Source organism: Acinetobacter sp. Z1 (genome assembly GCF_024296945.1).
Taxonomy (GTDB): domain Bacteria; phylum Pseudomonadota; class Gammaproteobacteria; order Pseudomonadales; family Moraxellaceae; genus Acinetobacter; species Acinetobacter beijerinckii.
On the sequence record NZ_CP101115.1, the window covers coordinates 1,014,369 to 1,035,253 of the forward strand.

Below are 20,885 nucleotides of genomic sequence, written 5' to 3' on the forward strand. Positions count from 1 at the left end.
AAATATTGAGAAGATATCTCCATGTCATCACGTTTAGTGTCTCCGACCATAAAAAAATTATTGGGTCTTGTATTCGCTGTAGCGACATCTATGGCAACGTTTGCAGCAAGTCCCAAGATTGATGCTTCAACGTTAACTGTTATTGGATATCATGAAATCATTGATCGGAAAGATGCTCTCATCCCAAGTTATGCTGTCACCTCGCAACAATTTAGTGAGCATATTGATTGGTTAAAAAAGAATGGTTATCACTTTATTAATGTAGATCAATTATTAAAAGCGCATCAAGGCAAATATAAATTACCCAATAATCCTGTTTTATTAACGGTTGATGACGGTTATCAATCATTTTATCAAAATGCATATCCAATTATTCGTGCGAAAAAGATTCCAGTTGTTTTAGCTGTAGTCGGGTCTTGGTTAGAGCCGAAAGAGAATCAAAAAGTAGATTTTGGTGGAGAAGAAATTGCACGAAATAAAATTTTAAGTTGGAATGAACTTAAGGAAATGCAAAGTAGTGGCTTAGTTGAAATCGCAAGCCATAGTTATCATTTACATCAAGGCGTGAACGCCAATCCGCAAGGTAATTCTGAGCCTGCTGCAATTACTCGAATTTATGATCCTAAAACCAAAACTTATGAATCTGATACAGATTATCAAACAAGAATTTATCAAGATTTAAAACATAATAATGACCTGCTCAAAGCACATGGTTTGCGTTCGCCACGCGTAATGGTTTGGCCTTATGGTCGCTACAATATGCAGTTGGTGCAGGCATCCAAGCAATTTGGTATGCCAATTACCATTACGCTTGATGATGGTGCCGACCATGCCAAGCAATCGTTGCAAAATATGAGTCGTATTTTGATTCAAGGTAATATGTCAACCAATGCTTTAGCACAAGAGATTAAAAATCGTGAATTAAATTTGAATGATAATAATCGGCCGCAAAAAATCATGCATGTCGATTTAGACTATATTTATGATCCTGATCCTCAACAAGAAGAGCGTAATTTAGGTAATCTTTTAGACCGTATTAATGGTATGGGTATTAATACTGTTTATTTACAAGCCTTTTCTGATCCTGATGCCAATGGGTCGGCTGATATGGTGTATTTTCCAAATCGGCATATTCCAATGCGTGCAGATTTATTTAATCGAGTGGCTTGGCAGATACAAACTCGCACTTCAGTACAACGACTTTATGCATGGATGCCGATGTTGGCTTGGGAATTACCTAAAAATGATCCGACTGCAAAAGACTTGGTACAAACCCAACAAGCAAAAGCAGGTGAACATTTAAATATGGGCTACATCCGTCTCAGCCCATTTTCACCTGAAGCACGACAGACGATTAAAGAAATCTACCAAGATCTAGCCAAATCTACACCGTTTGATGGTCTATTGTTCCATGATGATGTGACTTTATCTGACTACGAAGATGCAAGTCCTCAAGCACTAGCTGCTTATGCGAAGCAAGGTTTACCCACTGATCTTGCACAGATTAGAAATAATGATGCTTATTTGCAAAAATGGACAGCTTATAAAACTAATTACTTAGATGATTTTGCAATGGAACTGGCTGGTGAGGTGCGTCAATATCAACCTTATTTGATGACTGCACGAAATCTGTATGCGCAAGTGGCTTTAAATGCCTATGCCGAAAACTGGTATGCACAATCGTTGGAACAATCTCTTAATCGATACGACTTTACTGCAATTATGGCAATGCCATATATGGAGCAGGTTGATCGTCCAGATCAGTTTTATACAAATATTATGAATCGGATAAAACAGTATCCGAATGGTATTAAAAAGACAGTCATGGAGTTGCAAGCAACCAATTGGAGAAATGATCAAAAAGTTCCATCTGAAGAAATGGCATCTACGATCAAGTCTTTGTATCAGCAGGGCGCAATGCATATTGCTTACTATCCAGATGATCCAATCAAAGCTCATCCAGATGTTGAAACCATGCGTAAGGCATTTGCATTAAAATCATCTCAATTAGTGCCATAGAAGAATGACTATGATCAGTTTGATAAATTCGATATGGGCTTTTGCGATTAAATTTGTTTTCTATTATCCATTATTTATGTCGTACTTATGGATGGTTGGAGCAATTATCTTTTACTGGAAAGAGCGAAAGGAACCTCCTTATCAACAACCAGTGGGTTTGACTGAATACCCTAAAGTTGCGGTATTGGTGCCTTGTTTTAATGAAGGGGACAATGCAGAAGAAACGATCAGCCATGCTCTTAAATTGGATTACCCAAATTTTGAAGTGATTGCGATTAATGATGGTAGTTCTGACAACACTGCTGAAGTGCTCGATCGTTTGGTAATGCAATATGAAAAATTGCGTGTAGTGCATTTGGCGCAGAATCAAGGCAAAGCTATGGGTTTGCAAGCTGGTAGCCTGATGACAGATGCAGAATTTCTAATCGGAATTGATGGTGATGCGTTGCTTGATCCACATGCCGCAAAATGGATGATTCGTCATTTCTTAGAGGATTCTACGGTGGCTGCTGTGACAGGTAATCCGCGTATTCGTACACGTTCGACTTTATTGGGACGTATCCAAGTAGGGGAGTTTTCTTCTATTGTTGGTATGATCAAACGTGCTCAACGTACTTTTGGTCGTTTATTCACGGTATCAGGGGTAATTACTGCATTTCGTAAAAGTGCAGTTCATCAAGTAGGTTATTGGTCACCGAATATGTTGACCGAAGATATTGACATTACTTGGAAGTTACAACGTGCAGGTTGGGATGTGCATTTTGAGCCAAATGCGCTTGTTTGGATTTTGATGCCAGAAACCTTAAATGGTTTATGGAAACAACGTTTGCGATGGGCAATGGGGGGAGCGCAGGTTTTAATTAAAAATATAGATGTATTCTTTAAGCCGAAGCTTAACTATTTATGGCCTTTGATGTTTGAGCTTTGTTTGACCTTGGTTTGGTCGTATCTCATGTTGATTATGGCTGTGATATGGTTATTACATTTCTTATTTACCATACCGACATTCGCAATAGTTAGCTCTCCATTTTTACCATATGGTAGTGGAATTTTGTTAGGTGCGACCTGTTTAATTCAGTTTGCTTTAAGCAAATGGATGGATAGTCGTTATGAACCGAACTTAGGGAAAAACTACTATTGGATGATATGGTATCCCTTTGTGTTCTGGTTGATTACGATTACTGCTACAATCGTCGCCTTTCCAAAAGTGCTATTGCGCGCTGATGAAAAACGCGCACGTTGGATTAGTCCAGATCGTGGAATCCGATGAATCGCTAAGATTCATTTTGCTGAGTAAGAGAAATGAAAGCTAATAGTTTGATTATAGATTTACGTCGCCAGCTCCCATGGCATAAACGTTATTTTTCTACGACAACAACAGCAATGATGTGGGCGGGGTGGTTATTATTATGGCGTCCATTTATTTTGGTTTGGGTGCTGATTGAGTTACAAAAAACACATATTGCTCAACGATTGATGGCAGCATTTAGTGATGGAATTGAGCGTGGAGTTGTCGCATTATTTATGTGTGCGATTGCATTATTGTTGTGGGGATTATTACCTGCAAAACGTGTGCATAAAAAACATGCCATTGAAAAGACATTGCCAGAATATGCACGTTATTTTGAATTGTCAGAGCAAGAGATTCAAACAGGTCGTCAGCAAAAACTGAGTATCGTACATCACGATGAGAATGGTAAAATCATACGCGTAGAATAAAACTTATTGTTTCAAATCAAGAATATCAAATGCCTTAATTAAAGATTAAGGCATTTTTTATGATCTGCTCTTAAATTTCAGACATAAAAAAACCAGCTTATGCTGGATTTTTATTTGCACCATATTTCATTAGTTGAAAGATGGTGCCCGAGGCCAGACTCGAACTGGCACGCTTTGTGGGCGGGGGATTTTAAATCCCCTGTGTCTACCGATTTCACCACTCGGGCATGTGCGCAATAATAGAGGACACTTTAAAACTTGGCAAGAGCTAAACTGACTATTTGCTTTCTTTTCAATCAATTCATGTGCTTATCTGATGAAAAATAAGCATTGTCATTTAAATTTCATGATTCTTTCATCAAACTGAGATTAAAGCTTCATCTTAGATAATTAATTTAAGTCATTTATTTATAGTGAAAAATTAAGGTAGCTATTCAAATGACAGTAAAAATTTCACGACGGGAACTTATTCAAAAAAGTCTATTTGGTTTCGGGGCATTATCTTTATCTGCGGGGTTTACAGGATGTAACGACAGTTCAGATCAAGAGACAGCAAGATTACAAGTGAATTTTGAACATGGGGTTGCCAGTGGTGATCCTTTACAGGATCGCGTGATCTTGTGGACACGTTTGACGCCCAATGACAGTAGTGCACGTCTGCAAGTGACATGGGAAATTGCTTTAGATCAGCAATTCAAACAAGTTGTTAATGCGAACAAGGTAATTACTGCAGCAGCACAAGATTTTACTGTAAAGGTAGATGCAACTGGGCTAAAACCAAATCAAAGCTATTTTTACCGTTTTATTTTTGGCGATAAGATTTCACCTATCGGGCAAACTAAGACCTTACCAACCAGTACTTCTAAAGTCAGTTTTGCGGTATGTTCATGTTCTTATTATCCAGTCGGTTATTTCCATGTGTATCGTGAGATGGCTAAGCAAAATGTAGATGTAGTGATTCATTTGGGTGACTATATCTATGAGTATGGCACAGATGGTTATGCAAAAGATGAAGCGGTTCGTAAACTTGAAGCGGATAATAATACAGAAATTCTCAAACTAGATGATTATCGCAAGCGTTATGCGCTCTATCGTAAAGATAAAGATCTGCAGGCATTGCATCATCGTCATCCATTTATTGTGATTTGGGATGATCATGAGTTAGCCAATGATGCGTGGCGAGAAGGGGCTGAGAATCATACAGAAGAAACACCAAACGCAAAGAATGAAGGTAAGTTTTTAGAAAGACAATTAGCAGCTTTACAAGCTTATTTTGAGTGGATGCCAATTCGCCCTGTCGATAATCAACATATTAAGATTTATCGACAATTTAACTTTGGTGGGCTTGTCAATTTAATGATGTTGGATACCCGTATTATTGCGCGTGATGAACAGTTGAACTATTTAAAATTTATAAATCCAATGACAGGACAATTAGACACGGTTGCATTTCAAGCAGCTCTGTTCAATTCTGCTCGATCAATCTTAGGGCAAACGCAACGAGAATGGTTACTGGGGGATAAAGAGAAAAATATAATCGGTGTAATACAAAGCTCAAATGCAACTTGGGATGTTTTGGGTCAACAAGTTTTGATGACCAAGATGTTCGTTCCTGCAGAGTTGTTACAGGCTTTAGCTGAAATTACCGCAGGGAATCCAAGTGAAGCTACTTTAAATAAGATGAACGTGCAAATCACTGAATTAGTAAAATTGAAACTTCGGTTATTACAAGGTGATCCAACTTTAACGTTGCAAGAAAAAGCACGTGTCCTAACGGTTGCACCTTATAATTTGGATGCATGGGATGGTTATTTTGCTGAGCGTGAAATTTTATATGGAACTTTGGCACAGCTAAAGAAAAAAGTGGTGGTGTTGGCCGGGGATACGCATAATGCATGGTCATCCAATTTATACAGTAAGGATGGGGCATTTGTTGGTGTTGAGTTGGCAACTAGTTCAGTATCTTCACCGGGCTTGGAAAAGTATTTAGATATTCCACTAGCACAGTTACAACAGTTTGAATTTGCCTTCACGACATTGATTGATGAGTTGAGTTACTGCAATTTAAATCAAAGAGGATATTTAATTGTCCAATTTGATGAAACTCAAGTCCAATCACAATGGGTATTTGTCGATTCCATTAAAAAGCCTGAATATGCGATAGATACATTGCGAGGTCATCAATTGAGTTTAGATAAAAATTTATTGCCAGTGAAAGCAGGGCAGCAAGTGGCTTAAGTTTCAAAAGTGGTGTGGAGCCAAGTCAAAGGACTTGGCTTTTTTATATTCTTAGATTCTCAAATGAAGTGCAACAGAGATTTTATAAATTTTAGACATAAAAAAACCAGCTTACGCTGGATTTTTATTTGCACCATATTTCATTAGCTGAAAAATGGTGCCCGAGGCCAGACTCGAACTGGCACGCTTTGTGGGCGGGGGATTTTAAATCCCCTGTGTCTACCGATTTCACCACTCGGGCTTTACCAATGGAGGCGGAGGTCGGAATCGAACCGGCGTACACGGAGTTGCAGTCCGCTGCATGACCACTCTGCCACCCCGCCATCTCTTGGTGATGCACATATTAGCAATCTTTAGAAAAAAAACAATAGTGTTTCTAGCGAATATGCACATAAAAACAACATCTAAAAGAATATTGCTCAAATTATCATGTATTATTTACCCAATTGATTGATACCCACTTTGGAGATGCGCTGTGGCATTGGTTTTAGACGGTCGTGCATTGGCAACACAAATCGAAGCTGATTTGTTAGTACGTGTAGAAGCATTAAAAACAAAATCGGGGCGTACCCCAATTTTAGCAACAATCTTGGTTGGTGATGATGGTGCATCTGCAACTTATGTACGTATGAAAGGTAATGCTTGCCGTCGTGTCGGAATGGATTCATTAAAAGTTGAACTGCCGAAAGAAACGACCACAGAACAATTATTGGCTGAAATTGAAAAATTAAATGCAAATCCTGATGTACACGGTATTTTGCTGCAACATCCAGTGCCTGAACAAATTGATGAAAGAGCGTGTTTTGATGCGATTTCTTTAGAAAAAGATGTTGATGGTGTAACTTGTCTTGGTTTTGGTCGTATGGCAATGGGTGAGTCTGCTTACGGTTCTGCAACTCCAGCAGGCATCATGACGATTTTAAAAGAAAACAAGATCGAAATCGCAGGTAAACATGCGGTAGTTGTTGGTCGCTCAGCTATTTTGGGCAAACCAATGGCAATGATGTTATTGCAAGCCAATGCAACCGTGACTATTTGCCACTCACGTACTCAAAACCTTTCTGAGTTAGTGAAGCAAGCCGATATTATTGTCGGTGCAGTTGGTAAAGCTGAATTAATTCAGAAAGATTGGATTAAACTAGGTGCTGTTGTGGTTGATGCTGGTTTCCATCCACGTGATGGCGGTGGTGTAGGTGATATTCAATTAGTGGGTATTGAAGAAATCGCATCTGCTTATACTCCCGTTCCAGGTGGTGTGGGGCCGATGACGATTACGACTTTAATTCGCCAAACTGTAGAAGCCGCTGAAAAAGCCTTAGGTTAAATATCCACTTTAAGCCCTTCTGAATAGAGGGGTTTTTTAAGAATTAAAGAAATATGAGTTGTACATTTCAATTTGCGAAAGCACCTGAACAATTGCTTAAAGCCCTACATGACGTTATTCCAAACACAGAATTACTGGCTCAGCAACTGCCTGAAACTCCAATTTCATTGTGGCTCATTCCGCCTGTTTTTCCGACTGATCGTTTAGATGATGAAGTCATCCGTCGTATTTGGAATGAAACGCCGTATTGGATCTTTTGTTGGGCATCAGGTTTGGCGATGGCACAATGGTTACTGGCAGAACCACATCATGTGAAAGGTAAAGTGGTTTTAGATTTTGGTGCTGGCTCTGGCGTGGTTGCAATTGCTGCAAAAATGGCAGGTGCAAAACGAGTCATTTGCTGTGACATTGATCAGATTAGTTTGGAATCATGTCGTGAAAATGCTTTATTAAATAATGTAGAGCTTGAATATTTAGATGATTTGTATAAATCAGAGCAAGTCGATGTCTTACTGGCTGCCGATGTACTTTACGATCAATGTAATCGCTTCTTCTTGGATGAGTTTCTAAAATTCGCACCAGAAGTTTGGGTTGCTGATAGTCGTGTTAAAAACTTTAGTCATCCTCAATATTTGAAAATAGATGAAAGAAGTGCAACTACTTGGCCTGATTTAGATGAGTCCAAAGAATTTAGAAATGTCAGTTTTTATCGAACAAAATAATCTTATCTAAGTCGGAAAAGGATCGAAATTACATTTCGATCCATATAAATTTTAACAAAGCATCTTTGAAGATCATGTTAAAACAGTTGTTGAAATAGTGATTGATAGATAAATATTTCTTTTAATTGATGATTTGAATTTAAGGATTTTAGATGAGCATTCAACAAGTTGATGATGGTAAACACGGTGTTTTTAAACTTTTAGATAATGATTCATTAGCGGGTGAAATGGCATATACATGGGCAGGCGATGCCATGTTGATTATTGATCACACCGATGTAAATGAAGCATATCGTGGTCAAGGCATTGGTCGTCAATTATTAGATGCTTTGGTTGTTTTTGTTCGGGAACGTGGGGTAAAAGTGATCCCATTATGTCCTTTTGCAAAGTCTGTATTTGATAAAGATTCTTCAATTCGCGATGTTTTAAAAGTATAAAATAAAGGATGTATACAACATGCGTATACCTCCTTTTTTATAAAAATTATTTTAAATCATTAAGAGCAGGTATAACGCACTACTTTTAATGTGGTTGGGCGTGCTTCGAGTGCGTCTCGTGTTGCGTAACCTTCACTGTTGTTCAATGCTGGCGAGTTTGAAAGACCAAAAGTAGCACGACTATTGCCAAGTTTTACCCCATATTGCTCTTGTTTTGTGGGGTTCATAATTTCATTTACACTTAAAACTGAAATTTTATAACTTTTTTGCATACCTAAAACCTGTTGGCATGCATGTTGTAATTTTTTTTCATCAATATCACTATTGCCACGTGCCGCAAGCGTATAGGCTAGTGTTGCAGAAGAAGCCGATTTATTTTCAATTTGGTACCCAGTTGTACCATTATATTGATGTGGGTTACTTTGACATGCAGCAAGAACAAGAGCGCCGCTTACAATAACGAATAAATTGGTTTTTTTCATATCAATGGTCCTATTATTTCTGTTTTTAGTATCGCATAAATTTCGATTTTTATTGTGTTGAATCTTTAATACATCAGCTATTCATCGATTTTAGATTCAAATGATAAGAAAGAATTTTCGTTTTCGAACAATTTTGCATATAATCTGCCAAGTTTTTTATTTAATACAGAAGTCATTGCTTTATTGCGACATTGAAGCCCGTTTTTTAACGGGCGTTTAAGTTATTGCATTATAGATAAAGCAAGTCTGGATAGGTGTGTCATGATCTCTACAGATAGTCAAAAAAAATATGTGGTTGCATTTGACCAAGGTACAACGAGTTCACGTGCAATCGTGTTGGATCACGATGCGAATGTTATCACTATTGCTCAGCGTGAATTTACGCAAATCTACCCGCAACCAGGTTGGGTCGAGCATGACCCGATGGAAATCTGGGCGACTCAAAGTGCTGTTTGGGTTGAAGCTCTGGCGCAAGCAAGTATCTCCAGTGATCAAATTGCAGCAATTGGTATTACCAACCAACGCGAAACAACGGTAATCTGGGATAAACAAACGGGCAAACCTATTTACAATGCAATTGTTTGGCAGAGTCGTCAAAGCAATGAAATTTGTAATCAACTTCGTCAAGACGGTTGGCAAGACTATGTTCGTAAAGTAACAGGCTTGGTGATTGATCCGTATTTTTCTGCGACCAAGATTAAGTGGATTCTTGACCGTGTAGAAGGTAGTCGTGAACGTGCAGAACGTGGGGAACTGCTTTTCGGTACAATTGATACATGGCTTATTTGGAAACTCACCAACGGTCAAGCCCATGTCACTGATTATACTAATGCTTCGCGTACCATGTTATTTAACATTGAAACATTAGAATGGGATGATAAATTGCTTGAGGCTCTAAACATTCCTAAAGCAATGCTGCCAGAGGTGAGAAGTTCATCTGAAGTTTACGGTCATACACATACTATTAGCGGGCAAGAAGTGGGTATTCCAATTGCAGGGATTGCAGGGGATCAGCAAGCAGCGCTTTTTGGACAAATGTGTGTAGAAGTAGGTCAAGCAAAAAATACCTATGGAACAGGCTGTTTCTTGCTTATGAATACAGGTGAGAAAATTGTTCAATCTGATCATGGATTATTGACCACAATTGCTTGCGGTGCAAAAGGTGAAGTCAATTATGCATTAGAAGGGGCTGTATTTAATGGCGGTTCCTGTGTGCAATGGTTGCGAGACGAACTGAAAGCGATCAATGATTCTCATGATTCTGAATACTATGCAACGAAAGTAAAAGACAGTAATGGTGTTTATGTCGTTCCTGCATTTACGGGATTGGGTGCACCTTATTGGGATCCAACAGCGCGTGGCGCGATTCTCGGCATTACACGTGGCGTAAGTATCGAACATATCATTCGCGCAACACTTGAATCGATTGCTTACCAAACGCGTGATGTTTTGGATGCAATGCAGCAAGATTCAGGTGAGAAATTACGTACCTTACGTGTTGACGGCGGTGTAACTGCCAATAATTTCTTAATGCAATTTCAAGCTGATATTTTGGGTACTTCAGTGGAACGTCCTGCTATGAAGGAAACCACAGGTATGGGAGCTGCATTTCTTGCTGGCTTAGCGGTTGGTTTCTGGTCTGATTTAAATGAGTTGAAAAGTCGAATGACTATTGAACATACCTTTACGCCAGAGTGCAGTCAGTCTGAGACTGAAAAACTTTACAAAGGTTGGCTAAAAGCTGTCGGACGTACTCGTGATTGGGCCGAAGATTGAGTTAAAATACGTCAAATTAGTATGGTCTAACATAACATAGGATAAATGAGCATGAGCTTGATACTACGCCAACAAAAAACCCTCGAATTGGTAAGAGAGCGTGGCTATATTAGTATTGAAGAACTTGCTCAATATTTTGATGTTACACCGCAAACGATTCGCCGTGATATTAATCAGCTTGCTGATGATGGGTTATTACGTCGCTATCATGGCGGTGCAGCGCATGATTCCACAGTTGAAAACACTGAATATACGATGCGCGTTGGCTATATGTTGGAAGAAAAAAGAACAATTGCTGCTGCTGTGGCAGCGGCTGTTCCTGATCATGCTTCTTTATTTATTAATATTGGTACGACAACCGAAGCAATTGCACATGCATTGCTGAATCATACTGGTTTAAAAATTATTACCAATAATCTTAATGTTGCGAAAATCCTCAGTACTAAAGAAGACTTTGAAGTATTAATTGCCAGTGGGCGTGTTCGTCCAGATGGTGGTGTGATTGGTCAGGCAACTGCGGATTTCTTTAAGCAATTTAAAGCTGATTACGCCTTGATGGGGATTAGTGGGATTGAAGAAGATGGCACCTTGCTAGATTTTGATTTTCAAGAAGTTTGTGTGTCTCAAGAAATCATTTCTAGTGCTAGACAAGTATTTCTCGCTGCTGACTGTAGTAAGTTTGGTCGTAATGCGATGATTCGTTTAGGTTCGTTGAAACAAGTGGATTGTATTTTTACTGATCAGCAACCCAGTGATGAATTTATGAAAACCATTCGAGACCTAGATGTTGGTTTGATTATTGCAAAATAAATATTCATTTTCGAAAAATCTTTAAATTTCTTGAGTTAATTTGATTGGCTCAAGAAATATTTCTCATCATTCTAAAAATTCTATTAAATCAGCTCTATTCCTTGTCTTTATTTCTGTTAAGTGTGTTTAAAAACATATTTTCAATTTTCTAATAATGCCTATTATTTGGCATTTTATTGATCATTTTTTAATTGTTTATTTTCATTTATTATGTTTTAATTTTCAATAATGAACATTATTGAAAATTTGCGGTGCTCTATGCAAACTTCTCCTCAATCAAATGAAAAAATTTATGACCTTGCTGTCATTGGCGGTGGTATCAACGGCGTAGGTATCGCGGCAGATGCTTCAGGTCGTGGTTTATCTGTATTCTTGTGTGAAAAAGATGATTTAGCGAGTCATACATCTTCTGCAAGCAGTAAGTTGATTCACGGTGGTTTGCGCTATCTTGAACATAAAGAATTTCGTTTGGTACGTGAAGCATTGGCTGAGCGTGAAGTATTGTTGGCGAAAGCACCACACATTATTCGACCAATGCGTTTTATCATGCCGCATCGTCCGCACTTACGCCCAGCGTGGTTGATTCGTACAGGATTATTCTTTTATGACCATTTGGGCAAACGTGAAAAATTATTAGGTTCCAATAACGTTCATTTTAAAGAAGATAGTCCGTTAAATTCTGCGATTACGCGTGGTTTTGAATATTCAGACTGTGCAGTGGATGACTCTCGTTTAGTTGTATTAAATGCAATGCATGCGCGTGAAAAAGGTGCTGATATTATGACGCATACCCGTTGCCTATCTGCACAACGTGAAGGGCAGTATTGGATTGTTGATCTAGAAAATGAAAAAGGTCAATTTCAGATTAAAGCCAAAGCTTTAGTCAATGCCGCAGGTCCTTGGGTTGCGCAATTCATTAAGCAAGATTTACAGCTTAAATCACCATATGGCATACGGTTGATTCAAGGTAGTCATATCATTGTGCCGAAGCTTTACGAAGGTGATAAAGCATTTATCATGCAGAATGATGATCGTCGTATTGTATTCGCGATTCCATATTTGGATCAGTACACCATGATTGGAACCACGGATCGCGAATATCAAGGTGATCCTGCACAAGTGAAAATTACGCAGGAAGAGATTGATTATTTGATTGAAGTCAGTAATGCACACTTCAAAAACCAATTAACGCAGAGCGATATTGTTTGGACTTTTGCAGGTGTACGTCCATTGTGTGATGATGAGTCGGATAATCCATCAGCAATTACCCGTGACTATACTTTATCGTTATCACAAGATGCTGACGATCAAGCGCCGTTACTGTCTGTGTTTGGCGGAAAATTAACGACTTATCGTAAGTTGGCAGAATCTGCAATGCAGCAGTTAAAAGCGTTCTTCCCTGAAATGAAAGGCAGTTGGACAGCAACAGAGGCATTACCCGGTGGTGAAAACATGGTAACAACTGAACAGTTGGCGAATGAGATTCGTGCCCAAATCACCGATGCATCTGAGGCTTTGGCAAAACGTTGGGCATCTGCTTATGGTTCACGTATTTGGAATATCTTGGGTGAGACAACTTCGGTTGAGCAGTTGGGTCAGTATTTTGGGCAAGGTTTGTATGCTAAAGAAGTAGAATATTTATGCCGCTTTGAGTGGGTAATGAGCAGCCAAGATATTTTATGGAGACGTTCAAAGCTAGGTCTTAATTTTGCGCCAAGCGAAATCGAAAGCTTAGATGTGTATTTAGCAAATAAACCAGATAGCACGGTTGCTGCTTGAAAAAATCGTATAGCAGTATCAAACCTTGTCTTTAAAAAACCTTTATCTAAATAACCTGAGTTCGATGAACTCAGGTTAAGTAGTAATGGAGGTGTAGTGAGGATGTGAATGTTGTCATTTCATTAATTTTACTAGCAGCTTCAAAACTATCTGAGAAATTAACTTCCTCGGAAAAGTATTCCTTCTTATATTCTGAGTGCTGAAGAATTTTAGTTAAGTACTAAAATAAATTTACAACCATGTTTTCTATTCGTGCAACAAGCTTTACAAGCATAAGCTTATTTAGGAACTGTGCTAGAGATTTTAGGTTTTTCTGAGGGTCTGTAAACTTTCTCTCCTCTCTATTTATTTCATACAGAAGATCAAAATCTTGATTTTTTGTGCAGCATTTTTTTTATCTACAAATGAACTTTCAACACTGCTATATCTTTCATCATAATCCCTAAAGTCGAATTTATAGTTTTCAACCAATAGTGAAAACGCCCAAGTTAACGGGGGGCGATGCGAAGCATGATGTCCCTGTTGAACGACCAATTAGGTTGGTGCAAGAAGGAACAGCGGATGAGAACAAGCGGGCCTTGATTTACCACTTCCATGACGGCAATTCGTCATCTGCGGTGAGTTCACAGCCATAAAACGTTGCGCCTTTAACTTTGACCTCTTTTAGTACAGCACCATCTGTTTTTATCGATTCGATCGCGGCGAGTTCAAAGCTGGCTCCACTCAGATCGGCATTTGAAAAGTCAGCGCATTTGACGTTGCACTCGCGAAAGCTCGTACCTCGTAAGCTTGCACCCGAAAGGTTGGCGTTGAAGAACCACGAATGCTTCTCAAAGTCGGCGTCATCTAGCCTGATGCCAGACAGATCGGTGTCGCTCAGTTCAGTATCCGGGAACTTTCTCTCTCCGGCGGCATATCGTCGTTCAAGTTCATCTCTACTTTGGGGTGGTCGATAGTCTTTTGGTTTTGCGTGCACGAAGCTGGAGTCCTGTTGCCTAACTATTCCTATGCGGCAGAAGTGACACATTAGATGCTAAAACTTGCTGCATAAGACACCTGATTTATTAAAATGAAATAAAAATAATTGATTTATTTGACCTTAAAACTATCAACAAATAATAAAAATAACAAGGATAATAAAATATCAGTTCATTAGCCTAAATTACTTGATTTAGTTAGGCGGCATATCCGTTATAAGCATATGAGTTATAAGATTGAATAAGTGTATTGTTTAAGATATCTCTAGTCGTGATGAAACCAAAATCTTCGATTTTCTAGCATGTCACTACGTTGATGGTTTGTGGTGTTTCGCTGGTTCAGTTGTTGAGTTTTACAGCACAATTGCTCTAGTAACTACTGATAAATGTGCAGCACATCGTTATTGAATCCGCTAAATAAAAAGGCCGCCTAAGCGACCTTTTTATTCTCTCTGAATCCCTATTTAAAGAGGGATGTGAAAGAAATTAAGCAGATTTAACAGCTGCTAATAATTCATTTTGACGATCTTTAAGTGCTTGAGGTAAGCGAGCACCAAGTTTAGTGAATAACTCAGTGTGGCTTTCAAGTTCTTTGATCCATTGATCTTTGTCTTGAGCTGTAACAGTGTTGAATTGCTCTTTAGAGAAATCAATACCATTCCAATTTAACTGTTCGTAAGTTGGAACATAACCGATTGGTGTTTCAGTCGCTTCAGCACGGCCTTCACAACGATCAATGATCCATTCAAGAACACGCATGTTTTGACCAAAACCAGGCCATACGAAGTTGCCTTCAGCATCACGACGGAACCAGTTTACGTTGAAGATTTTTGGTAATTTGTTACCAGCAGCTTCAGCTTTCGCACCAACCTCTTTACCTAGTTGTAACCAGTGACCGAAGTAATCAGCCATGTTATAACCAGCAAATGGAAGCATTGCGAATGGGTCGCGACGAACGATACCTTGTTGACCAACAGCCGCAGCAGTTGTTTCAGAACCCATGGTTGCAGCTTTATAAACGCCATCAACCCAGTCAAATGCTTCAGAGACTAAAGGCACTGTGTCTGCACGACGACCGCCGAAGATAAATGCAGAGATTGGTACACCCGCTGGATTTTCCCAGTCGGCATCAATCGAAGGGCATTGACCCGCAGAAACAGTAAAGCGCGAGTTTGGATGCGCTGCTTTTTCGCCTTCGACGTATGGTTGGCCTTTCCAAGTGATCAAGTCAGCTGGAACTTCTTTAGTTAGACCTTCCCACCATACTTCGCCGTCTTTAGTCACTGCAACGTTGGTATAGATAACATCTTTATGCATCGTTGCGATACAGTTCGGGTTGGTTTTGGTATTTGTACCAGGTGCAACACCGAAGAAACCAGCTTCTGGGTTGATTGCATATAAGCGACCATCTTCACCTGGTTTGATCCAAGCAATATCGTCACCTACAGTCTCAATCTTCCAGCCTTCATAGCCAGCTGGTGGAATCAACATTGCAAAGTTGGTTTTACCACAAGCAGAAGGAAATGCAGCTGCGATGTAGTGTTTTTCACCTTGCGGATTGGTCACGCCTAAAATAAGCATGTGTTCAGCTAACCAGCCTTGCTCACGACCCATTGCAGAAGCAATACGTAATGCTAGGCACTTTTTACCAAGTAAAGCATTACCGCCGTAACCAGAACCATAAGACCAGATTTCACGAGTTTCTGGATAGTGAACGATATATTTTTCGTTGTTACATGGCCAAGCAACATCTTTTTGACCATCTTTTAACGGAGCAGCAACAGTGTGTACGCATGGGATAAACTCACCATCTGTACCTAACACGTCATAAACTGCTTTACCCATACGTGCCATTTTAGTCATGCTAACGGCAACGTAAGGTGAATCTGTTAACTCGATACCGATGTGAGCAATGTGGCTTCCTAAAGGACCCATCGAGAAGGGAACCACATACATGGTACGGCCTTCCATCGCACCGTCAAATAATCCATTTAATTTTTCGCGCATTTCTGCAGGAGCAACCCAATTGTTTGTTGCGCCAGCATCTTCTTCATTTTGCGAGCAGATATACGTACGGTCTTCAACACGAGCAACGTCAGAAGGATCAGAATTTGCAAGATAAGAACCAGGATGTTTTTCTTGGTTAAGTTTTTGCATGGTGCCGTTAGCGATCATCAAGTCCATAAGACGTTGATATTCTTCTTCGCTTCCGTCACACCATTCGATTTTTGCTGGTTTGGTTAATTTTGCAATTTCTTCCACCCATGCAATAAGCTTAGGGTGACGAACGAATTCTGGTGCGTTCACTTGGGTCATGGTGATGCCTTTTTAAAGTGTGTACGACGTACAGTTCTATTCATTGGATGACAATGAAAATAGATGGAGTAAAAAAAGTGGCTGTATTAAAGCATAAAATCGTGAAAAAAATAAGACTATAGTATGTTATTCATTATTAATGAAAAAATGTATATTTGATATTAAGTCATTGTTTTTACGTTAGTTGAGATGGTGGTTTAAGTGTATATGTTTTTTTTATATGTGTTATTTTTATTAAAAATCTTAATTAAAAACAATGGTTTGATAAATTATATTTTCTTGAGAATAATTATTGATAAATTGAATAATGATTATCCAAAATTTACATAAACAAGCTTTTATTTGTTGGTTTTGTAAACAAAAATACCAAGAATATTGTTGTTTAGGTTGATCCTAATGCTGAATGGTTTGCAACCGCTGTCTATTATTTATAATCAAAAATCAGGATTTCATGCGGCACAACAAGATGAAGTTTATGAAAAACTGATGACTTTTTGGACAAAATATGGATTTGAAATTCAGGTTTTTGAATTAAATCAAAATGTTAGTTTTGATGAGATGATGGATACAGTCCTTATTAGACATCAAGATGCTCAATCTAGAGGTGTTGTTGTAGCAGCTGGCGGTGATGGTACGCTCAATGCAGTCGCTAAAAAATTAATGCACACTGATATTCCAATGGGCATTATACCTTTGGGAACATTTAATTATGTTGCTCGTGTTTTGGACATACCAATTGATATATTTCAAGCGGCTGAAGTAATTGCAACTGGTGCTTATCGTCATGTACATGTGGCGACCATTAATGACCATATTTATCTAAATAATGCTAGTTTAGGGTTATATCCTTTATTCATTAAGAAACGTGAACTATATAACCAACGTTTTGGACGGTTCCCATTGCATGCTTATACGTCAGGTTTAGATGTGTTGCTTCGTGAACATAAGTCTTTAAAACTGTCTGTAAATGTTGATGGTCAGAAATATCCAGTTGCTACACCTTTAATTTTTTTCGGCAACAATCAACTACAACTCTGCGATATGAAGCTTAGAATTGCTGAATGTGCGGCCAATGGTAAACTTGCAGGGGTGGTTGTTGCAAAAAGCGATCGTCTTAGTTTGATGAAAATGCTATGGAAATTAATTCAAGGAAAAATAGATCAGGCTTCTGATGTATATTCATTTTGTGCAGAACAGATTCAAGTGGATTGTAAAAAGAAAAAATTAACAGTTGCTGTGGATGGTGAGTTAATTGAGTTGCAGCCACCATTAAAATTTGCCGTTAAAAAATCAGCTTTAAAAGTGATGGTACCTCATGTTACTACACCTATCTGATTTACACTTTGGAACTGAACGTCAAGATTGCATTCAGGCAATTCAAGCATTTTGTAAACTCCATCGCCCTGAAGCAATTATTATCAGTGGGGATTTAACTCAACGTGCTCGTTTTATGCAGTTTTATGCATGTCGGCAATTTTTAGACTCTTTATCTATTCCTTACTTGGTTGTGCCGGGTAATCATGACATTCCGCTTTATCATGTATGGAATCGTTTTTTTTCGCCATTTGTACGTTACCAAGCATTCTTTGGACGTTTGGAAACGACATTAGAAACAGAAAATTTTTATGTCGTTGGCATGAATAGCATTCGCAGGAGATATCATACTCGCGGGCATATTTCCTTAGAACAAATTCATGAAACCTATGAAAAATTAAAACAAGCGCCGTCTAATAAAACTAAATTAGTTGTATTTCATCAGCCTTTTTATACTTTTCCAAATGATCATGGAGATAAAGATTGTCCAGTGCTTGCTAAAATCGCTTTAGAGCGTTGGGGCGAAACAGGGTTGTTTGGTTTATTACATGGGCATTTACATAAAGTTGCTGTGCATGATTTAAATCAAATTTTTCAGCTAGGCTTTGATCACCCAATTTTAGATATTCATGCAGGCACGGCAATCTCTAACCGATTACGTTTCGGATTTTCAAATAGTTTTAATGTGATTTTGAAAGATGGTTCTATTGAACATTATTGGTTTGATGAAGACCAAAAAACATTTGTTAAGTCTGAGAATACAGATAAATAGTTTGACCTTTGATTCTTTAGTCTAAAAAAGGAGCAAAAAAATAGAATTTTTTTGCTCCTTACCCTTGAAGCCTTTTTTTTTAACCCCACAAAAGTGGCATATCAAATTTTTTGTTCATTGCTACTGATTAGCAATGCAAATTAATCAAAAAAGACTAAGTCTGATGGAGTTAAATATGAGTAACATTCGTCCATTACATGATCGTGTTGTGATTCGTCGCGTAGAAGAAGAAACTAAAACGGCTGGTGGTATTTTACTTCCAGGTTCTGCTGCTGAAAAACCATCGCAAGGTGAAGTGATCGCAGTAGGTAATGGTCAGATTACTGACAACGGCGTTCGTGCTTTAGACGTAAAAGTAGGTGATAAAGTATTATTTGGTACTTATTCAGGTACTACCGTTAAAGTAAACGGTGAAGAACTTTTAATCATGAAAGAGTCAGATATTTTAGCTGTGTTAGAAGGCTAATCGAGACATAACTCAAAAATTATCAGATACAGTATTTAAAAAGATTCGGAGTTAAACATGTCAGCTAAAGACGTAAAATTTGGTGATTCAGCTCGCTCAAAAATGATTGCAGGCGTAAACGTACTTGCAGACGCTGTAAAAGTAACTTTAGGTCCTAAAGGTCGTAACGTTGTAATCGACCGTTCTTTCGGTGCGCCGCACATCACTAAAGATGGTGTAACAGTGGCGAAAGAAATTTCTTTAAAAGACAAGTTTGAAAACATGGGTGCTCAACTTGTACGTGAAGTTTCTTCTAAAACCAATGACATCGCGGGTGACGGTACTACAACTGCAACTGTACTTGCTCAAGCAATTTTAAATGAAGGGATCAAATCTGTAACTGCAGGTATGAACCCAATGGATTTAAAACGTGGTATCGACATTGCAGTTAGAACTGTAGTTGAAAATATCCGTGCTAATTCTAAACCTGCTGATGACTTTAAAGCGATTGAACAAGTCGGTTCGATCTCTGCAAACTCAGATACAACTGTTGGTAAATTAATTGCGCAAGCAATGGAAAAAGTAGGTAAAGAAGGTGTTATCACTGTAGAAGAAGGTTCTGGCTTTGAAGACGCATTAGATGTTGTAGAAGGTATGCAGTTCGACCGTGGTTATATCTCTCCATATTTCGCGAACAAGCAAGATACGCTAACTGCTGAACTTGAAAACCCATTCATTCTTCTTGTTGATAAAAAAATCAGCAATATTCGTGAATTGATTACAGTATTAGAAGCTGTTGCTAAAACTGGTAAACCACTTCTTATCATCGCTGAAGATGTTGAAGGCGAAGCGCTTGCGACACTTGTTGTCAACAACATGCGCGGTATTATTAAAGTATGTGCGGTTAAAGCACCTGGTTTTGGTGATCGTCGTAAAGCTATGCTTCAAGACATCGCGATCTTGACTGGCGCGACTGTAATCTCTGAAGAAGTGGGTATGTCTTTAGAGCAAGCTTCTCTTCAAGATTTAGGTACAGCGCATAAAATCACAGTTTCTAAAGAAAACACAGTGATTGTTGATGGTGCTGGTAATGCAGAGCAAATCTCTGAACGTGTTCAACAGATCCGTGCACAAATTGAAGAATCAACGTCTGAATATGACAAAGAAAAACTTCAAGAACGTGTTGCTAAATTAGCGGGCGGTGTTGCAGTCATCAAAATTGGTGCAGCAACTGAAGTTGAAATGAAAGAGAAGAAAGACCGTGTAGACGATGCTCTTCATGCAACTCGCGCAGCAGTTGAAGAAGGTGTTGTAGCAGGTGGTGGTGTTGCACTTGTACGCGCAGTAAATGTGTTAGATAACTTAAAAGGTGCTAACGAAGATCAAACTGCGGGTATTAACATTTTGCGTCGTGCGATCGAAGCTCCACTTCGTCAAATCGTTTCAAATGCTGGTGATGAGCCATCAGTTGTCATCAATGCTGTAAAAGCAGGTGAAGGTAACTTTGGTTACAACGCTGCAACTGGCGAATATGGCGACATGTTAGAAATGGGTATTCTTGACCCTGCTAAAGTAACGCGTTCTGCACTTGAACACGCAGCTTCAGTTGCTGGTTTAATGTTAACCACTGAATGTATGATTACTGACATTCCAGAAGATAAACCAGCTGGTCCAGATATGGGCGGTATGGGTGGTATGGGCGGAATGATGTAATTACATCTTCTTTCTAGATCAAAAAAATCCCTGCATTAGCAG

The 20,885-nt window shown here is 38.8% G+C and carries 17 protein-coding genes and 3 tRNA genes; 14 read left to right on the top strand and 6 right to left on the bottom strand.

Annotated features, from left to right (window positions below; genetic code table 11):
- The first annotated feature begins 21 nt into the window (after window positions 1–21).
- From pgaB to pgaD, 3 genes are read left to right on the top strand one after another with little or no spacing between them, the layout of a single operon-like run.
- Window positions 22–2,019, top strand: a complete 1,998-nt coding sequence (gene pgaB, locus NGC85_RS04695; protein WP_254805005.1) for a poly-beta-1,6-N-acetyl-D-glucosamine N-deacetylase PgaB — start codon at window positions 22–24, stop codon at window positions 2,017–2,019.
- A gap of 13 nt (window positions 2,020–2,032) precedes the next feature.
- On the top strand, window positions 2,033–3,289 hold the full coding sequence (pgaC, locus tag NGC85_RS04700) for a poly-beta-1,6-N-acetyl-D-glucosamine synthase (protein WP_254805549.1): 1,257 nt from the start codon (window positions 2,033–2,035) through the stop codon (window positions 3,287–3,289).
- A 32-nt stretch (window positions 3,290–3,321) separates the two neighbouring features.
- Window positions 3,322–3,738 carry a poly-beta-1,6-N-acetyl-D-glucosamine biosynthesis protein PgaD gene (gene pgaD, locus NGC85_RS04705; RefSeq protein WP_254805006.1) on the top strand — a complete coding sequence of 139 codons (417 nt, stop codon included), beginning with the start codon at window positions 3,322–3,324 and terminating at the stop codon, window positions 3,736–3,738.
- Between the two features lie 141 nt (window positions 3,739–3,879).
- Here the strand turns inward: pgaD and NGC85_RS04710 are convergent.
- Window positions 3,880–3,965: transfer RNA gene (locus NGC85_RS04710), tRNA-Leu, on the bottom strand.
- A gap of 211 nt (window positions 3,966–4,176) precedes the next feature.
- Between NGC85_RS04710 and NGC85_RS04715 the strand changes: the two genes are divergently transcribed.
- Window positions 4,177–5,976 (top strand): alkaline phosphatase, encoded by a 1,800-nt coding sequence (locus tag NGC85_RS04715; protein ID WP_254805007.1) that lies wholly within the window; start codon window positions 4,177–4,179, stop codon window positions 5,974–5,976.
- A gap of 155 nt (window positions 5,977–6,131) precedes the next feature.
- On the opposite strand, the gene NGC85_RS04720 is transcribed toward NGC85_RS04715, so the two are convergent.
- Window positions 6,132–6,217: transfer RNA gene (locus NGC85_RS04720), tRNA-Leu, on the bottom strand.
- Window positions 6,218–6,225: 8 nt separating this feature from the next.
- A tRNA-Cys gene (locus NGC85_RS04725) sits at window positions 6,226–6,299 on the bottom strand.
- 152 nt (window positions 6,300–6,451) lie between these two features.
- Here NGC85_RS04725 and folD point away from each other — a divergent pair.
- The 3 genes from folD to NGC85_RS04740 all read left to right on the top strand — a co-directional run bounded on the left by folD (window position 6,452) and on the right by NGC85_RS04740 (window position 8,459).
- A complete protein-coding gene (gene folD, locus NGC85_RS04730; RefSeq protein ID WP_005055198.1) occupies window positions 6,452–7,300 on the top strand; it encodes a bifunctional methylenetetrahydrofolate dehydrogenase/methenyltetrahydrofolate cyclohydrolase FolD in 849 nt (282 codons plus the stop codon).
- Between the two features lie 53 nt (window positions 7,301–7,353).
- Window positions 7,354–8,022, top strand: a complete 669-nt coding sequence (locus NGC85_RS04735; RefSeq protein ID WP_005055197.1) for a methyltransferase — start codon at window positions 7,354–7,356, stop codon at window positions 8,020–8,022.
- A gap of 152 nt (window positions 8,023–8,174) precedes the next feature.
- Window positions 8,175–8,459, top strand: a complete 285-nt coding sequence (locus NGC85_RS04740) for a GNAT family N-acetyltransferase (protein WP_005055196.1) — start codon at window positions 8,175–8,177, stop codon at window positions 8,457–8,459.
- Window positions 8,460–8,518: 59 nt separating this feature from the next.
- Here the strand turns inward: NGC85_RS04740 and NGC85_RS04745 are convergent, their stop codons facing one another.
- Entirely contained in the window at window positions 8,519–8,941 is a 423-nt protein-coding gene (locus NGC85_RS04745) for a hypothetical protein (protein ID WP_005055195.1), read from the bottom strand.
- 261 nt (window positions 8,942–9,202) lie between these two features.
- Here NGC85_RS04745 and glpK point away from each other — a divergent pair, with 261 nt between their 5' ends.
- The 3 genes from glpK to glpD all read left to right on the top strand — a co-directional run bounded on the left by glpK (window position 9,203) and on the right by glpD (window position 13,306).
- Window positions 9,203–10,717 (top strand): glycerol kinase GlpK, encoded by a 1,515-nt coding sequence (glpK, locus tag NGC85_RS04750; protein ID WP_254805008.1) that lies wholly within the window; start codon window positions 9,203–9,205, stop codon window positions 10,715–10,717.
- Between the two features lie 51 nt (window positions 10,718–10,768).
- Complete coding sequence (locus tag NGC85_RS04755) at window positions 10,769–11,527, top strand: DeoR family transcriptional regulator (RefSeq protein ID WP_254805009.1); 759 nt, start codon at window positions 10,769–10,771, stop codon at window positions 11,525–11,527.
- A gap of 258 nt (window positions 11,528–11,785) precedes the next feature.
- Window positions 11,786–13,306 (top strand): glycerol-3-phosphate dehydrogenase, encoded by a 1,521-nt coding sequence (glpD, locus tag NGC85_RS04760; RefSeq protein WP_254805010.1) that lies wholly within the window; start codon window positions 11,786–11,788, stop codon window positions 13,304–13,306.
- Window positions 13,307–13,889: 583 nt separating this feature from the next.
- Here glpD and NGC85_RS04765 read toward each other — a convergent pair.
- Both NGC85_RS04765 and NGC85_RS04770 read right to left on the bottom strand, forming a co-directional pair.
- Window positions 13,890–14,282, bottom strand: coding sequence for a pentapeptide repeat-containing protein (locus NGC85_RS04765; protein WP_254805011.1), 393 nt, complete (start codon window positions 14,280–14,282; stop codon window positions 13,890–13,892).
- Window positions 14,283–14,769: 487 nt separating this feature from the next.
- Window positions 14,770–16,599: a phosphoenolpyruvate carboxykinase (GTP) gene (locus NGC85_RS04770; RefSeq protein WP_254805012.1), complete on the bottom strand. Its 1,830-nt coding sequence runs from the start codon at window positions 16,597–16,599 to the stop codon at window positions 14,770–14,772.
- A 396-nt stretch (window positions 16,600–16,995) separates the two neighbouring features.
- On the opposite strand from NGC85_RS04770, the gene NGC85_RS04775 reads away from it, so the two are divergent.
- From NGC85_RS04775 to groL, 4 genes are all read left to right on the top strand, one after another.
- Window positions 16,996–17,934: a diacylglycerol kinase family protein gene (locus NGC85_RS04775; protein WP_254805013.1), complete on the top strand. Its 939-nt coding sequence runs from the start codon at window positions 16,996–16,998 to the stop codon at window positions 17,932–17,934.
- Window positions 17,915–18,685: a metallophosphoesterase gene (locus NGC85_RS04780; RefSeq protein WP_254805014.1), complete on the top strand. Its 771-nt coding sequence runs from the start codon at window positions 17,915–17,917 to the stop codon at window positions 18,683–18,685. Before NGC85_RS04775 ends, NGC85_RS04780 begins: the two co-directional genes overlap by 20 nt.
- A gap of 175 nt (window positions 18,686–18,860) precedes the next feature.
- Window positions 18,861–19,151, top strand: a complete 291-nt coding sequence (gene groES, locus NGC85_RS04785; RefSeq protein ID WP_005055182.1) for a co-chaperone GroES — start codon at window positions 18,861–18,863, stop codon at window positions 19,149–19,151.
- A 57-nt stretch (window positions 19,152–19,208) separates the two neighbouring features.
- Window positions 19,209–20,843, top strand: coding sequence for a chaperonin GroEL (gene groL / locus NGC85_RS04790; RefSeq protein ID WP_005055181.1), 1,635 nt, complete (start codon window positions 19,209–19,211; stop codon window positions 20,841–20,843).
- Window positions 20,844–20,885 lie beyond the last annotated feature (42 nt).

Excerpts from the sequence above, each read along its gene's own strand:
- NGC85_RS04740 (WP_005055196.1), top strand. The coding sequence starts at position 8,175 with ATGAGCATTCAACAAGTTGATGATGGTAAACACGGTGTTTTTAAACTT.
- NGC85_RS04775 (WP_254805013.1), top strand. The coding sequence starts at position 16,996 with ATGCTGAATGGTTTGCAACCGCTGTCTATTATTTATAATCAAAAATCA.
- groL (WP_005055181.1), top strand. The coding sequence starts at position 19,209 with ATGTCAGCTAAAGACGTAAAATTTGGTGATTCAGCTCGCTCAAAAATG.
- pgaB (WP_254805005.1), top strand. The coding sequence starts at position 22 with ATGTCATCACGTTTAGTGTCTCCGACCATAAAAAAATTATTGGGTCTT.
- NGC85_RS04780 (WP_254805014.1), top strand. The coding sequence starts at position 17,915 with ATGTTACTACACCTATCTGATTTACACTTTGGAACTGAACGTCAAGAT.
- glpD (WP_254805010.1), top strand. The coding sequence starts at position 11,786 with ATGCAAACTTCTCCTCAATCAAATGAAAAAATTTATGACCTTGCTGTC.
- groES (WP_005055182.1), top strand. The coding sequence starts at position 18,861 with ATGAGTAACATTCGTCCATTACATGATCGTGTTGTGATTCGTCGCGTA.
- pgaD (WP_254805006.1), top strand. The coding sequence starts at position 3,322 with ATGAAAGCTAATAGTTTGATTATAGATTTACGTCGCCAGCTCCCATGG.
- glpK (WP_254805008.1), top strand. The coding sequence starts at position 9,203 with ATGATCTCTACAGATAGTCAAAAAAAATATGTGGTTGCATTTGACCAA.
- NGC85_RS04745 (WP_005055195.1), bottom strand. The coding sequence starts at position 8,941 with ATGAAAAAAACCAATTTATTCGTTATTGTAAGCGGCGCTCTTGTTCTT.
- NGC85_RS04715 (WP_254805007.1), top strand. The coding sequence starts at position 4,177 with ATGACAGTAAAAATTTCACGACGGGAACTTATTCAAAAAAGTCTATTT.
- NGC85_RS04755 (WP_254805009.1), top strand. The coding sequence starts at position 10,769 with ATGAGCTTGATACTACGCCAACAAAAAACCCTCGAATTGGTAAGAGAG.
- NGC85_RS04735 (WP_005055197.1), top strand. The coding sequence starts at position 7,354 with ATGAGTTGTACATTTCAATTTGCGAAAGCACCTGAACAATTGCTTAAA.
- NGC85_RS04770 (WP_254805012.1), bottom strand. The coding sequence starts at position 16,599 with ATGACCCAAGTGAACGCACCAGAATTCGTTCGTCACCCTAAGCTTATT.